The sequence below is a fragment of the Flaviflexus huanghaiensis genome (genome assembly GCF_014118685.1).
In the GTDB taxonomy this organism is placed as follows: domain Bacteria; phylum Actinomycetota; class Actinomycetes; order Actinomycetales; family Actinomycetaceae; genus Flaviflexus; species Flaviflexus huanghaiensis.
In genome coordinates this window covers 1-14,545 of record NZ_JACFAK010000013.1, presented here as the reverse complement: position 1 = coordinate 14,545, position 14,545 = coordinate 1, and the positions used below count along the sequence as shown (strand labels likewise).

The 14,545-nt window shown below is 63.1% G+C and carries 12 protein-coding genes and 1 rRNA gene; all 13 read right to left on the bottom strand.

Annotated features, from left to right (window positions below; all coding sequences use genetic code 11):
- Positions 1-2: 2 nt before the first annotated feature.
- The 13 genes from murJ to rrf all read right to left on the bottom strand — a co-directional run bounded on the left by murJ (position 3) and on the right by rrf (position 14,393).
- Positions 3-1,589: a lipid II flippase MurJ gene (murJ, locus tag H7E91_RS09315; RefSeq protein ID WP_182354830.1), complete on the bottom strand. Its 1,587-nt coding sequence runs from the start codon at positions 1,587-1,589 to the stop codon at positions 3-5.
- Complete coding sequence (locus H7E91_RS09310) at positions 1,590-2,321, bottom strand: hypothetical protein (RefSeq protein ID WP_182354829.1); 732 nt, start codon at positions 2,319-2,321, stop codon at positions 1,590-1,592.
- Between the two features lie 29 nt (positions 2,322-2,350).
- The gene (locus H7E91_RS09305; protein ID WP_182354828.1) at positions 2,351-3,358 is read right to left on the bottom strand and encodes a copper transporter; all 1,008 of its coding nucleotides are present in this window, start codon (positions 3,356-3,358) and stop codon (positions 2,351-2,353) included.
- Between the two features lie 13 nt (positions 3,359-3,371).
- Entirely contained in the window at positions 3,372-4,553 is a 1,182-nt protein-coding gene (gene steA / locus H7E91_RS09300; RefSeq protein ID WP_338401784.1) for a putative cytokinetic ring protein SteA, read from the bottom strand.
- Positions 4,554-4,557: 4 nt separating this feature from the next.
- Positions 4,558-6,240 (bottom strand): DNA repair protein RecN, encoded by a 1,683-nt coding sequence (gene recN / locus H7E91_RS09295; protein ID WP_182354826.1) that lies wholly within the window; start codon positions 6,238-6,240, stop codon positions 4,558-4,560.
- Entirely contained in the window at positions 6,237-7,061 is an 825-nt protein-coding gene (locus tag H7E91_RS09290; protein ID WP_182354825.1) for an NAD kinase, read from the bottom strand. Before H7E91_RS09290 ends, recN begins: the two co-directional genes overlap by 4 nt.
- Entirely contained in the window at positions 7,061-7,909 is an 849-nt protein-coding gene (locus tag H7E91_RS09285; protein ID WP_182354824.1) for a TlyA family rRNA (cytidine-2'-O)-methyltransferase, read from the bottom strand. Before H7E91_RS09285 ends, H7E91_RS09290 begins: the two co-directional genes overlap by 1 nt.
- Positions 7,909-8,061 carry a hypothetical protein gene (locus H7E91_RS09280; RefSeq protein ID WP_182354823.1) on the bottom strand — a complete coding sequence of 51 codons (153 nt, stop codon included), beginning with the start codon at positions 8,059-8,061 and terminating at the stop codon, positions 7,909-7,911. The genes H7E91_RS09285 and H7E91_RS09280 overlap by 1 nt, the downstream gene beginning before the upstream one ends.
- A 4-nt stretch (positions 8,062-8,065) precedes the next feature.
- Complete coding sequence (locus H7E91_RS09275) at positions 8,066-9,076, bottom strand: HAD-IIA family hydrolase (protein ID WP_182354822.1); 1,011 nt, start codon at positions 9,074-9,076, stop codon at positions 8,066-8,068.
- Between the two features lie 2 nt (positions 9,077-9,078).
- Positions 9,079-10,275 (bottom strand): hypothetical protein, encoded by a 1,197-nt coding sequence (locus H7E91_RS09270; protein WP_182354821.1) that lies wholly within the window; start codon positions 10,273-10,275, stop codon positions 9,079-9,081.
- 23 nt (positions 10,276-10,298) lie between these two features.
- Complete coding sequence (locus H7E91_RS09265) at positions 10,299-11,606, bottom strand: hypothetical protein (RefSeq protein ID WP_182354820.1); 1,308 nt, start codon at positions 11,604-11,606, stop codon at positions 10,299-10,301.
- A 307-nt stretch (positions 11,607-11,913) separates the two neighbouring features.
- Positions 11,914-13,485 carry an FGGY-family carbohydrate kinase gene (locus H7E91_RS09260; RefSeq protein ID WP_182354819.1) on the bottom strand — a complete coding sequence of 524 codons (1,572 nt, stop codon included), beginning with the start codon at positions 13,483-13,485 and terminating at the stop codon, positions 11,914-11,916.
- Positions 13,486-14,276: 791 nt separating this feature from the next.
- Positions 14,277-14,393 (bottom strand): 5S ribosomal RNA (rrf, locus tag H7E91_RS09255).
- Positions 14,394-14,545: the final 152 nt, after the last annotated feature.

Sequence of the window (14,545 nt, the reverse complement as noted above, 5' to 3'; positions counted from 1 at the left end):
CCTCACTTGTGGTCGGACCAGGCGCCGACCCGCCATGTCGTCGGATCGGCACGATAGGCCACAGCGACGGGCACCGCGGCCGCGACGACTGCACCCGCAGCCCCTCCCCCGATCGCCGGGAGAATGCCCTCCGACAAGCCTAGGATAAAATCGCAGGCCAGGCGCCCAAAAAACGCCGAGACAGACGTGATGGCGACGATGAGGACGACAGTGCGCGGTAGTCCATCGGTCACGGCCGGCCCCACCATGTGCCTCACCGCCGCGACCCCGGCGATACCCGCCATCGTCATTCCGACCGCCACGGCCGCCGCGAGGATGAGAAGAGTCGTCTGCCGGCCACCTGCGACTGGCACTGCGACGAGCACACCAAGCCCGGCCACGCCCCAGCCAAGGAGACTCACTCGAAGCGCCCACCCAGGGCAGTCCACCGCATAGAGCACCCGCGACGTGTGGTAGAGGAGCGAAAATCCGACGACACCGAGCGCGAGGACCGAGACGACGTCGCCGAGCTCCGGCATGTCGTACACGACCGTGAAAAGCTCCTGCGCTGCTGGTGCGACAGCGATAAGGGCGCAGGCTCCGATCGCAGACACAGTGACGATGAGTCGGATGGAACCAGCGACAAGGCCGGGCAGTCCGACCCGACCGGGGACGGCTGCGCGCTTCGAGATCCGGGGGAACAGGGCTGTGGCGATGGGGACAGCAAGAATGGCGTAGGGAAGGAAATACAGCGCAAGCGCGTACCGGAAAATCGGGTACGAGCCTTCCCCACCGATATTGTTCGCAACGAGCATGACGAGAACAATTGCCGTCTGTTGCGCAAGCAGGCCGCCGAACCCCGCCGATGTCATCGAAAGCGCCTGCCGTCCCACTCCATCGGGAAAACGGAATGTGGGACGAAGAGAGACGAGACGGAGGACCGGAATGAGCTGTGGGAGAGAGAAGGCGACAACCCCGCCTGTCGTCCCCCATCCGAGCCACATGAGGGCACGTGTCGGCACGCTCGCGGGGTCCGGCTCGCCCGCCCCTCCGTTCAGCCAGAACAAAGCAAATGCACCGATGACGACGACCGAGGACAGCATGGGGGCAAGCGCGGGGAGGACGAAACGGTGGTGCGCCTGGAGGATTCCGCTGAACACGACGGACAACCCGTACAGAGGAACCTGGACCGCGAAGATACGGAGCAGCACCGCTGCGGTGCCGACGACCGTCTCATCACGGCTCGTCAGGAGCCCCTGCGCGATCGGTTCAGCCGCCACGACGACAAGGAGTGCGATGGGGAGCCCGACTGCTAGCACCCACGTCAGCAGTGCGCTCGCGGTCCGGTTCGCCTCATCCTTATCGCCACGTGCAATGCAACGGGAGAGGAGAGGGACAACGACGCCGGCGAGCGCTCCGCCCGCTGCGACTTCGAAGAGAACGTTCGGAACATTGTTGGCTGTCGAGTACGCATCGGCGACAGGAGTCGCGCCGAGCACCCACGATTCGGCGACGGTTCGGCCGAAACCGACGATGCGGGACAGGAGGGTGAGGATGGCGATGACGCCCGCTGCTCCCGCAGCCGACGCCATCAGCGATCGTGTCGACACCTACCGGCCCCAGCCGTCGATTGCTCTCAGAACTGGGTTCGTGTCAATAACCCGGGAGAACGACACCTTCTCGGAGACAAGCACAAGCCCGACCGCCGCACCCGCCCCAAGCGTCCGAACGAGCCGTGAAGGATGAGCCGTGAGAGCCGTCCCGAGCACGGCTCCCAGAGCGTTCGCACCCAGGTCCCCAAGCATCGTCTCTCGAGCCAGATCGTCGCGCACTGTCCCCGCTACTGCGCCAAGAAGCGCCGCAGTGAGCTGCGGAGAACCACCGGGAGTGACAAGCGCCGATCCGAGGGCAACGGCTTTGTGCGCTCGGCCCGGGCGCAGGTCGAGAAGATTGATGAGATTGGCGGTGGCGGCGATACCAACTGCTCGGACCGCGACATCCCTCGGACGGCGAGAAAGGAGAGATGCCGCTAGACCGGCACCGGCACCGATGACTGCGATCTTCACGACGCCGGTCGAGACCCGACCCTCGCCGAGGAGCTTAAGATGTCCAGCGAGCCCCTTCGCTGCGGGCAGTCGTGACTCGCCGTGGTCATCGATGAAACCTGCCACGGCCCCAGCGGAGCCGGCGATAAGAGCCGCGTTGCGGACGGGGGCTGGGGCACATAGGGAACCGGTGACAGCGCCAGCGGCGGCCATAAGACCTCCCACGAGGCTGACGGTCTTTCCCTCATGGTTCGTTCGCTCCCAGAACCGTCCTCGCGGCACCGGGATACGGCTCACAAGGAAACTGGTCGCACCCGCACGTGCTGTCACGGGACGGCCGTCTGATCAGCCCCGTCCGTCGGGTCTTCCCCGCCTGTCCCGTCGCCTTCCTGTGATGTACCGTCACCGGGCGCTGGTCCTGCGAGTTCGATCGGCGCTGAGGTACCAAGAACCCTGTCGGCTGACGGCGCGATTCCCCAGTTCACAGTGCTACCTGTCAGCTCCTGTGTGAGGGCGAACGGGATATTGATGAGCGCGGTCGCGTCCTCAGGGGAGTCGACCGTTGATATGGGAAGCCCGCCATCTCGTATTGCCTCAAGCAGGGTCCCCTCCCCACCCTTTGCCGTCAACACCATCGGGGTCTTAAGAGAGCTGAGCACTTCGATTGTGTTCGCCATGTTCGTATCGTCCGGCGGCTCCGTTTCTTCGACGACCTCCTCCTCAGCCGGGCCAATGACGAGGATCGCGGTCGCCGGGCCGGTGAGAGTATCGGTCACCTCGATAAGAGCGGTGTCCTCTGACTGGTAGAGCTCGGCGAGCGTCGCCGCGCCAGCGTCGCTCGCAGCGGTCGTCACGATATAGTCCAGGCCGCGAGCGAGAGTTCCCAGCGGACTGTCGGCGGGCTCTACATAGCTACCGAGCTGGCCAGCGAGTGCATTGCGGTAAGCGGCGCGCTCTGCCGAGAACATATTCTCCGTCAGTGCAACCGTTCCCGTGACGGTCGCCCCGGCGGCGGTGAGTGTGGCGACCTGCGTCTCGCGCACAGAATCTTCTGTGCCGGGTAGCGTCACGACGACAACTGTCTGACCGTCGAGGGTGCTAGCCACCATGTCGGGGGCGAGGGATTCCAGGCCCTCCCGGTAGGCCGCGGAACGGCTTTCCGCGTCTTGGGCGACGATGCGGGCATCGTCCCTCGACTGCCGTAGCGATTCGACCTGGTCGTTGAGCGCGGAGCCGATGGAGTTCTGTAGCGGCCCGGCACCGAGAACGATCCCGATCGCGAGCGCCATGAAGACAGCGATGAGGGAGACGAGGTGGTAACGGAAATCAACCATGATGTGCTTTCACTCAGCGGAACAGGTTTGCGAACCAGTTCCCGATGTCGAAGAACCAGGCCTGCGTGAGCCCGAGCGCGGTTTGTCCGACGTCGGTGGTCGTCAGGGCTGCCGCCATAGCGAGAACGCCCGCGATGACGAGAGCAAGGAGCTGCCAGGTGGAGATGCGGGACTGATAGAGCTGGGACGCGCCTTTTGCGTCGATGAGGCGGCCCCCCACTTTGAGCCGGGTGAGGAACGTCGACGCCATGCCTTCGCGTCCCTTGTCGAGGAATTCGATGAGAGAGGAATGGGTGCCGACAGCGACAATGAGCTGGGCACCTTTTGAGTCTGCGAGGATCATGGCAGCATCCTCACTCGTTCCCGTCATGGGGAACACGATGTAGGGCACTCCGAGCTCTTCAACTCTCTTAACCCCGGGGGCGCGGCCGTCGCGGTACGCGTGGACAATGACTTCCGCACCTGAGTTGAGTGCCCCATCCGAAACGGAGTCCATGTCGCCGACGATGACATCGGGCCGCATTCCGAGCTCGAGTATCGCATCCGCTCCCCCGTCGACTCCGACAAGAACGGGCCGGTAGTCGCGAATGTAGGAGCGCAACGACTGCAGGTCATCCTTGTAGTGGTATCCGCGGACAACGATGAGCACCTGGCGACCGTCAAAATCCGTGCGGACGGACGGGATTCCGACGGAGTTGAGGATGAGGTCCTGCTCCCGCTCGAGGTAGGACATCGTGTTGTGAGCGAAGGCCGACAGTTGCACCGATATCCCTGCCCGCGCGGCCTCCATCTTTTCCGCGTTCAGTTCCTGCGTTTGCCATTCGCCTTCGGCGATGAGGTCGTCGCCCCGATAGACTGCGCCGGACCCATCGACCCGGACTGCGTCCCCCTCGCGGACGTCCATAATTTGCGAACCGAGGTCATCGATGAGGGGGATGCCTGCGTCGAGCAAAATCCCCGGCCCCATGTTTGGATAGCGCCCGGACGTCGATTTCGCGGCGTTGAGAACGACAACGGGCTGGCATGCGACGAGTGCCTCGGCCGACACGCGGTCAAGATCCTCATGGTCGATGACGGCGACGTCACCAGCCGCCAGCCGTTTCGTCAGGTTCTTCGTGCGCGAATCGATGCGCACATGGCCGCCGAGAACATCAGGTTCGGCGGGGGCGGGTCGACGGCGGAACTTCCAGGTCACGTCTCTATCGTCCCACGGTCGACTGCGAAAGGAGATCAGCGGCATGTCGACGTGCAGAGTCGAGGTCGGCAGAGCCCGATAGCATCCGTGCAAGCTCTGTCACCCGGTCCGAATCCGCGACAGAACGCACTTCTGTCGCGGTCTCGCCGCGAACGACAACGATCTGCCGGTCCGCCCACGAGGCAACCTGGGCGAGGTGGGTGACAACAATCACCTGGGCATGCTCGGCCAGTGCGGCAAGACGGGCACCGATGGCCTTCGCCGCTTCCCCGCCCACGCCGGCATCGATTTCGTCAAAAACAAAGGTCGGTGGCACGTCGGGGGCAGACCTCGACAGAACAAGCTCGATGGCGAGCATGATGCGGGACAGCTCGCCACCCGACGCTGACGTCGATAGCGGAACGGATGTGGCGTGGGGGTCTGGTCGGAACATGAACGTTACCCTGTCTGCACCGTCCCCCTTCGGCTCGACCTTCTCAACATCGATGGAGATTTCTGCGCGGCCAAGCGCAAGCTGAGCGAGCTCTCCGTTGACTTCGTTCGCCAGGGTGCTGGCAGCGATGGTGCGCGCCTCGTGGAGGGCGTTCGCGCGTTGCTCGACTTCGGCTGTTGTCTGCTCGACTGCAGCTTCCAGTTCGGCCGCCCGGGCCTGGGGATCGTCGAAGGCGGCGAGCATGGTTCGCGCGCGTTGCGCCTCGTCGATTGCGTTGTCGATGTCCATCCCGAGCTTCCTCGAGAGCGACCGTAGCTGGGCTCTGCGGGCGTGGAGCGCGTTCAGATCCTCGTCGGTCTCAAGCCCAGCCAGCATCGTCCCGACCGCGGAGATGAGATCCCTCGCCTCGGCCTCAGCGACCGCGGCTCGAGCGCTCGCCTCGGCCGCACCGGGCTCCTTGAGCCCAGCCAAGCCAACCGCCGCCCGTCCAAGAAGATCGGCAGCGCCCATCACCATCTCCCCGTCGCCAGAGAGGGCGCCCAATGCGCTGCGGAGACCGCTGCGGGTCTCTTCGATCGAATCGAGCCGTTCGATTCGTAACTTCAGGTCATCTTCTTCGCCCTTCTCGGGCTCAACCTCGTCAACAGCATCGACGAGCGCGGTCAACGCAAGTCTGCGCGACGCCATGTCCCTCGCGTCGGCGCGGAACTGCTCCATCTCCGCCAGTGCCGTCCGGTACGCACGCCACGCCGTGCTATAGGCTTCGAGCGCGGTTTTCGTCGCCGTTCCACCGGCACTGTCAAGGGCCTGAAGCTGGGCCGCTGCGGTGCGGAGCCTCATCTGCTCGGACTGGCCATGGATCGTGACGAGACGCCCGCCGATACTGTCGAGCACAGAGCGTGGCACGCTACGCCCGCCAAGAAAACACCGCGAGCGCCCTTCCTGAGGAACCTGACGTGCGACGGGGATTTCTGTTCTGCCGTTCTCCGTATCCAGCTCGGCCCCTGTGTCGGTCGCCTCCCTCACGACATCACTGCCACTGGGGACATCGAAGATGCCTTCCACGAGGACCCGGTCGGCTCCGCGGCGCACCTTGCTCGCATCTGCTTGAGCGCCGAGGAGCAATCCGAGGGACGTCAGGAGCATTGTTTTACCTGCCCCGGTTTCTCCGGTGATGGCCGTGAGATTCGGCGCGAAGGAGATGGCAGCCTCTTCGATGACGCCGAGGTTCTCGATGCGAACCTCGGCGATCACTGCCGACCCCGATCTCTCCACCCTCGCACGGGCAGGCCGAACTTCTTAACGAGACGACCAGAAAACGGTGTGTCATTGAGGCGCGCAAGGTACACGGGATAGTCAGACTTACGGGCCGAGATAAGACTCCCAGCGTCCACCGGCAGGTTCCGTCTCCCATCGCATACGAGGACAGCACCCGCCGAGTGCAACGCGACCTCCAGCTGGGAACCTGGGCCAACGACGAGAGGTCGTGTGAAAAGAGCATGGGCGGCAATGGGGACAAGGAGCATAGCTTCAACGTCAGGCCACACGACGGGTCCGCCAGCTGAGAAGGAATAGGCGGTCGATCCTGTTGGGGTCGACATGAGAACCGAGTCGCAGGAGAACGACGACACTCCCCTGCCATCGACACCGAGACTCACGTCGATCATCGGGTTGCCGTGCTTGTCGAGCGCAGCCTCGTTGAGAGTCCACGAGCTCGCACGCGTCCCGTCGGAAAGGGTGACGTCGATGTCCATCGTCATCCTTCGGTCTAACGTCCACTGCCGCTCAGTGATCTGTTCGACAACGCGGGAAAGACCCTCCGGTTCGACTTCAGCAAGAAATCCGACGTGGCCATAGTTGATACCGACAATGGGGATCTCAGTGCCCCGGGTCAACTCCGTCGCAGATAGGATCGTGCCGTCACCGCCGAGGACGACGACGATCTGAGCGTCGCCGAGCGGGCCGCTTCTGCGAACATCGAAGCCGTGCCGGGTCAGCTCCGCTTCGATACTGGCTGCCGAGTGCTGAGCATCGGGTCGATATCTGTGGGTTACGAGATAGATTTCGCGCGTCATCATCCCTCCTTCGACGTGACTCTACCGAAAAGCGCTGGCGCTGGGCCGTTCATCACGGCGCTGTGGACCGCAGTCTGAAGGTCGAGCTGCGGGTCCGGGTGGCCTCGTCTCATCGACAGGAAGTACTCTACGTTCCCGGCTGGACCCGGTAGCGGGGACGCCGCGACATCTGCGATATCAAGGCCGAGGCCGATTGCGCACTCCGCTACCTTCAGCACCGTCTCGACATGGTGATCAAGGTTCCGAACGACGCCGCCGTGGCCCAGCCTGCTTCTGCCGATCTCAAACTGGGGCTTGACCATGAGGAGAAAGTCGGCGTCTTGTTTGCAGGCTGCCACGAGCGCTGGAAGCACGAGCGTGAGAGAAATGAAAGACAGATCTCCCACCGCCATGTCCGGAGCGGGAGCCACGTCTTCTGGGGTCAGTTCGCGCACGTTCATCCGCTCCATGACCGTGACGCGCGGGTCTTCTCGTAGTCGCCAAGCGAGCAACCCATATCCGACGTCGACGGCGAGGACCTCGGCAGCCCCTCGCCGCAGGAGCACGTCGGTGAAACCACCCGTGCTCGCCCCGGCATCGAGTATGCGCCGCCCCTCGATGTGAGGGGCACGCTCACCAAGTAGGTCGAGCACACCTGCGAGCTTATAGGCCCCGCGGGAGGCGTACCTGTCAAGGTCGGCGTCGTCAACGACGATTGCCTGCGCCGGGTCGACCTGACGGGCTGGCTTCGTCACCGCCGCACCGTCGAGCAACACGCGGCCGCTCTCAATCAACCGCTTTGCGTCGTCCCGTGATTCGGCCAGCCCGCGTCGCACAAGCTCCGCGTCAATCCGCCTCAGCCTGCCCACTAGCCCTGAGCCCTGCTCAACGCCTCTGAGAGCTCTCGAGCGATCTGGTCGAACCGGCCCGCAGCAGCCTCGAGACTCGAGCTGTCCTCCGGCTCCTCTGGCATAAGGTCCTCAACGATCGCTTCGAGATCGCGTCCCGGTGTCGCGTCCATGGAATCAGACGACGACGAGGTCAGTGATCTGGTCCGAAAGCGCGTCACGGCTCGTCCCCGCATCGGCCGCAGCCCAGCAGGCTGCAACAACGCAGCGGTACAAGTCGAGCGACGCGTCGGACAGAGGGTGAGATGCGGTGAGGACCCCGCCGGTGACCTCGGCCCATTCATCTCCGAGCACAGCCCGCCGCCCCTCGAAGGCCGGAGCCTCGTGGGTTTCGTTAAGTCCGACGAGCGTTTTCGCGAGGTACGTCGGTCTCTCCTCGGGAACGGCGAGGGCGACGTCGCGCTCATCGCTCACACCAGTGAGGACGTGGAGCGAGTCGACTCCTGCCGCGACCGCGCCGCGAATGTCGGTGTTGAGTCGGTCGCCGACGGCAAGGGGCCGCGTTGCGGAGGCACTCAGCGCGGCCTGTTCGAACACTTTGGGCAGAGGCTTGCCGGTTGCGAGAGGCACGACGCCTGTCGCATGCTCCACGGCCTTGACCAGCGCGCCATTGCCGAGCATGAACCCGCGCTCCTGTGGCAGTGTCGCGTCGAGATTGGAGGCGATGAAGACCGCGCCTCTGTTGATTGCCAGCGCGCCCTCAGACATGAGCTCCCAACCCACACTCGGGTGAAAACCCTGGACCACAGCGGCCGGATCTTCGTCGGCTGAGTTGACGGGGGTGAATCCCTTGTCAGTCAACGCCTCGACGAGACCCTCCCCGCCAATGACAAACACCTTGGAGCCAGCCGGAATCTCTTCCGCGGCGAGCTCCGCGGCCGCCATCGCGGCGGTGTAAACCTCGGAGTCTTCGGCGGGAATGTTGAGCGAGCGAAGATGCTCACCGATAGCGTGCGGAGTGCGGGCAGCGTTGTTCGTCAGATAAACGGCAAGCTGTCCCCTGCCCCGCGCTTCAACGATCGATTCAGCCGCACCGGCAACAGGTTCGTTTCCGCGGTAGCACACCCCATCGAGGTCATAGATTGAGACGTCGTATGCCTCCGACAGGGGTGTAGCTGACGACTTCAAGCTCAACGGTCCTCCTCGTCCTCTTCGATCTTCGCACCGACTTCGTCATCGACCCTGTCAAGCTCCGCCTCAAGCTCAGGATCACGCTCGCCGGTGTCGAGCGCTGTGATATCTGCATCCATCGGCGCGGCCACGCCATGCCCAGCCGCCTCGTCGTCAAGGTTCACCGGCAGGTCACCCTGGTCGACGAAGTCGTCCGGCTCCGCATCGTCAATGAAATCATCGGGGTCGACCTCGGGATCGCCATCGGCGTCGTATGGAGAAGCGTATCCCGCTCGGACCTCGTCGAGGTCGTCCTCCCCAACCGTCTCCAAGTCGTGGATATCGCGATCCTGACCGTCTGCGTTCAACCCATTGGATCGTTCCATGTTGTCCTCCTCATTCATCGCGTCATCTTCCACATCGGACAAGACCTCATCATCAGACGTGCCGTCTTCGACGCTGACTTGTGTCGGCCGGCGCAAATCGGCGAACCGATCACTCTCGCCGTCCTTCAGCACGTCGATGTCATCCTCGAGCTCTTCTTCGGTCTGCGGGCTCTCGAGTTGCTCGAGATCGTCCTCGTCCTCCCACTCATTGTCGAAGAACTCTGGGTCTGTGTCATCGGTATCTTCGGCGGGAACCGGCTCGTCGTATACCTCGATGGTCTCCGACTCCCAGAATGGCGCCCACTTCGCTTCGATCTCTGCCGCCTCGTCCGCTCGACCGAGCTCCTTGAGACGCTCAACACGGACGAGCTCGACGGGGACTCTCATCTCGTCAGAGAAGGTGTCGACCTTGAGAGACTCGATGAGTTTCAATCCGAGCTCGGACTGGTCGAGGTCGGCATACGCTCCGGAGATGACGAGTGCGAGCTCAATCTGTGCGGATGGCTCAAGCTCCTGAATATTGATGTCCTCGAGGTATTTGATGGCGCGCTCCGGCTTACCCATACCGCGCTCACAATCAGCCTCGAGGTATGCGTGGGAGATGTCGCCTGACATGCGACGGTAAGTCCGGAGCTCTCGCAAAGCTTCGCCGTACTTTTCGTTGGCGTATGCCGTCAGACCTAACGCCTCGCGCACAATATCAATACGAGCAGCGCGACGGTACGCTGCCTTCGCATGCTCGTAGGCGAGCTCGGGGTTGTCATCCATGAGCGAGCCCGCCATGACCAACTGCCGGGCAACACGATCGGCGTTGTCCTTATTCAGCGACAAGAGGTGACGACGCGCCTCCCTGCTCAGATCCTCTGCAGTGATTTCGTCCGGGACATAAGGTTCTGGGACCTGGTCCGCGCGTCCCGCGCCAGCCCTCGGGGCATGCTGGCGGTCCCCGGAGCCGCCCCTGCCATCAGAACCGCGTCCGCTGCGATCGTCAAAGCGCCGACGCCCGTCCCGATCATCAAACCGTCGACCGCCACGATCACCACGATCGTCGAACCGGCGGCCACCACGGTCATCAAAGCGACGCTCGCCGCGACCACCACGATCATCGAACCGGCGCCCGCCACGGTCATCAAACTTACGACCACCACGATCATCCCGATCGAACGAACGCTCACCACGCTGCCCAGTCCTGCCATCGCCACGATCATCAAACCGCCGACCGCCACGATCACCACGGTCGTCAAAGCGGCGGCCACCACGGTCATCAAACCTACGACCACCACGATCATCCCGATCGAACGAACGCTCACCACGCTGCCCAGTCCTGCCATCGCCACGATCATCAAACCGCCGAGCGCCACGATCACCCCGATCGTCAAAGCGACGCCCCCCACGATCGTCAAAACGATCCTTACCGCCACGAGAATCACGGCGATCATCAAACCTGCGCCCGCCCCGATCGTCCCGATCGAACGAGCGGTCACCACGGCCGCCACGATCGTCGAACCGGCGGCCTCCACGGTCATCAAACTTACGACCACCACGATCGTCCCGATCGAACGAACGCTCACCACGCTGCCCAGTCCTGCCATCGCCACGATCATCAAAGCGCCGAGCGCCACGATCGTCCCGATCGAACGAGCGGTCACCACGGCCGCCACGATCGTCAAAACGATCCTTACCGCCACGGGAATCACGGCGATCATCAAACCTGCGCCCGCCCCGATCGTCCCGATCGAACGAGCGGTCACCACGGCCGCCACGATCGTCGAACCGGCGGCCACCACGGTCATCAAACTTACGGCCACCGCGATCACCACGGTCATCGAACCTACGACCACCGCGATCGTCGTAGCGGCGCTCCCCACGGCCGCCACGATCGTCCCGATCGAACGAACGTTCACCACGCTGCCCAGTCCTGCTGTCGCCCCGATCCTCGAAACGGCGCCCGTCACGATCACCACGGTCGTCAAAGCGACGCTCCCCGCGGCCATCTGTTCGATCCTTACCGCCGCTACGGTGATCGCGGCGGTCCCCCGTTCGTTCCTGTGAGCGCCGGTCGCCTTGGCCGCCACGGCCCTGCGAGCCGTCGCCAGTATGGGATCCCCGGCGCCTGTCGGATGCTGACTGCCACGAGGAACGGCGGTCACCTGATTCGTCATCAAAGCTGTTGGACATGGGAGATCTCCACTCATTCAGTTCTCAAAGGGCGGCCCATACGGCACGCAATACAGACAAGACTAGTTCATCTGGCGGAACCATCGCGCTGTGGACATGTGTAGTTTCAACCACCGCGACATGACGAAGGCAGGCTCGTCGAGACCTAGATCTCGGCATGGCGGGTAGGTTTCACGGATCTGCAACCTCTGACTTTGGTCGTATTCGTTATGCGCGGGGCGGAAACGCGGGCGGTCGCACGAGAGCGGCCCCCTGCATCGCAGGGGGCCGCATCACATAGAAAGACGGAAATTACTTTGCAGCCTCGTGGTCGACAAGCGCGTGGATCGAGTCACGAACCTTGGGGAAGAGTTCCATGTAGCGCTCCAGGTAGAACTGGTACTGCTCGTGGACGTCCATCCGCGGCTCGATGGTCTCGCGCACCTTGACCATGTTGTCAGCTGCTTCCTGCAGGTTGGCGTAAATGCCAGCGCCGACAGCTGCCATCATCGACGAGCCGAGTGCCACCGCATCGCCAACCTCGGTCAGCGTGATCGGGACACCGGTCACATCCGAGTGCATCTGCATGAAGCTACGGCCGCGGGTTGCGCCGCCCGCTGCGACGATCTCCTGCGGCTCGAAGCCCTGGTCGCGCATGACCTTGAGGTTGTGAGCAGTGCCGTAGCAGATGCCCTCCTCGATCGCCTTGTACAGGTGCTCCGGGCCGTGCGACAGGGAAAGACCGTAGATGGCTCCACGGGCCTTGCCATCAACGTACGGAGTACGGTTGCCCTGGAAGTACTCGTTAACGATGAGGCCCTCGGAACCCGGGGGGATGTCCGCCGACTTCATGTTGAGCACGTCGTAGATGCTGAGGCCAGCACGATCCGCAGCTGCGACCAGGTCCGGTGTGAACTTGTCCTTGAACCACTTCATGACCGAGCCGGTTGACACCTGACCACCCTCGACCGTGTACTGGCCGGGGACCACGCCGTCCGTGTAGGAGCCGAAGAAGCCAGCGCCGTGGATCGGCTCAGCAGACTGGCCGGTGATGACGTGAGAGGAGCCGGTGATGAGGGCGAGCTTGCCAGCGTTGACAACACCGAGACCGATCTGGCCGGCCCATGCGTCAGCGGCGCCCTGAGCAACCGGAATGCCGGCCACAAGGCCGAGCGTGTTTGCCATGCGCGGAGACAGCGTGCCGATCGGGGTACCGAGGTCGAGGACGTTCTCCGGAAGCTTGCCGAACACGTCGCCAATGCCGAGGTGCTCGTACAGATCGACCGGCCAGCCGCCCTTGTCACGGTTGTAGTACATGCGGTGCGCAGCGGTGTTAATCGAGATCGACCACTCGCCGGTCAGCGTGTACGTGAGCCAGTCGGTCGCGTCGACAATGCGGAACGCCTTGTCGTAGGTCTCGCGCTCGTTTTCCTTGAGCCAGGCGGTCTTGAACGGGTACCACTCGGCAGATGCGGGGGCGGTGCCGTTGCCGTTGTAGAGCTTGGCGACGGTGTCGATGTCAGCAATGCGGCCGGCCTGCTCTGTTGCGCGCACGTCCATCCACATGATGGCCGGACGCAGTGCCGTGCCGTTCTCGTCGAGAGCCACGACGGTCATCGTCGTCGCGTCGTACGAAATGCCGAGAATCTTTGACGGGCTCACGCCCGACTTGTCGAGCACCTTGTGGCAGGATGCCGTGAGGCAGGCAAGCCACTCGTCGGGGTGCTGCTCCGCCCAGCCCGGCCGGGGGTGCGTCGTCTTGTACGGTGTGGCAGCGAACGTGATGGGGGTGCCCTTCGTGTCATAAAGCGCGACGCGCACGCTCTCTGTACCGAAGTCAATACCCATCAAGTAGCCATCGTGTGATGCAGTTGTGTTCGTCATTGAACGCCTTTCCACTGGGGAGGCCGGAATCAAATCGAGCTGGCCGTCTAGTTAGCTCTCAGCGCAGCAGTTCGCCGCTCCGAATTCCATCTCAGCGTGCCCGACCCTGGGCTCGCTGAAGCAAAAGTTTACACACTTGACGTCGAAATCACCAACTTTTTTGTGAAATTCCCATGAACATATGTGCCAGCCGGTCACGGTTAGCGCATTTAGTCCCCTCATGCCACATGTCGACACCAGATTCCCACCTCGCAGCGTTGCCGTTGTAAGAGACTTCCGCTTGTTCACTCAACACACCACCAGGGCGCACACAAGACACCAAGATCAGGGACATGGCAGCTACCACCTCATCGGGCCAGCACAGTGGAGTACGAGGGCGAGGTTACAACGTCGTCGGCCCACACGCGCGGCGGATCAACGACAGTGGCAGATGAGATCGATGCCACTCAAACCGAACAGCACACCCACTACGCGATGCTCGTTCCTTCGCAGCCGAATGTGCACATGGAAGACGCTTTTCATGCGTTGTATCCAACGAGGGCTGGCACCGTCACAGAACAAGACAACTGGCTGGTCAAACGTTGTCGCAGGTATCGCGGCCGAGTCTGACACCCTCAGCGAACCGCCAACTAGGCAGTGGACGTAGACGAGCCGGGACCCGTAACCAAAGGACTGCAAGCGGACACGACCAGGAAATCCGTGTACGCCAGTATTCAAACCGACGACGTCCTTGTCGCTGAATGTGTGGAGGGCCCGGGACTGGTGTCTCGGGCCCTGCACGGGGGTGTGTATGGCGGCGGTGTCCTACTCTCCCACACCCTCGCGAGTGCAGTACCATCGGCGCTGGTGGGCTTAGCTTCCGGGTTCGGAATGGGACCGGGCGTTTCCCCACCGCTAGAGCCACCGCCAAACATTTTTGGGGTCACATCGTGTGTGGTCGTATGTGGTTATGGGCTGGTCACGGGTGGGTTGGGTGGTGACCGTACAGTGGACGCGAAACACGCAGTTCGTGTGACACAAAGGGATGTGTCTTGTGTGTGTTTGTGAATTTTTTGGCCAT

Bases quoted from the DNA above. Each gene is read 5' to 3' on its own strand.
- H7E91_RS09305 (WP_182354828.1), bottom strand. From the start codon at position 3,358: ATGGTTGATTTCCGTTACCACCTCGTCTCCCTCATCGCTGTCTTCATG.
- H7E91_RS09260 (WP_182354819.1), bottom strand. From the start codon at position 13,485: ATGACGAACACAACTGCATCACACGATGGCTACTTGATGGGTATTGAC.
- H7E91_RS09290 (WP_182354825.1), bottom strand. From the start codon at position 7,061: ATGACGCGCGAAATCTATCTCGTAACCCACAGATATCGACCCGATGCT.
- H7E91_RS09265 (WP_182354820.1), bottom strand. From the start codon at position 11,606: ATGACGAATCAGGTGACCGCCGTTCCTCGTGGCAGTCAGCATCCGACA.
- H7E91_RS09280 (WP_182354823.1), bottom strand. From the start codon at position 8,061: ATGGACGCGACACCGGGACGCGATCTCGAAGCGATCGTTGAGGACCTT.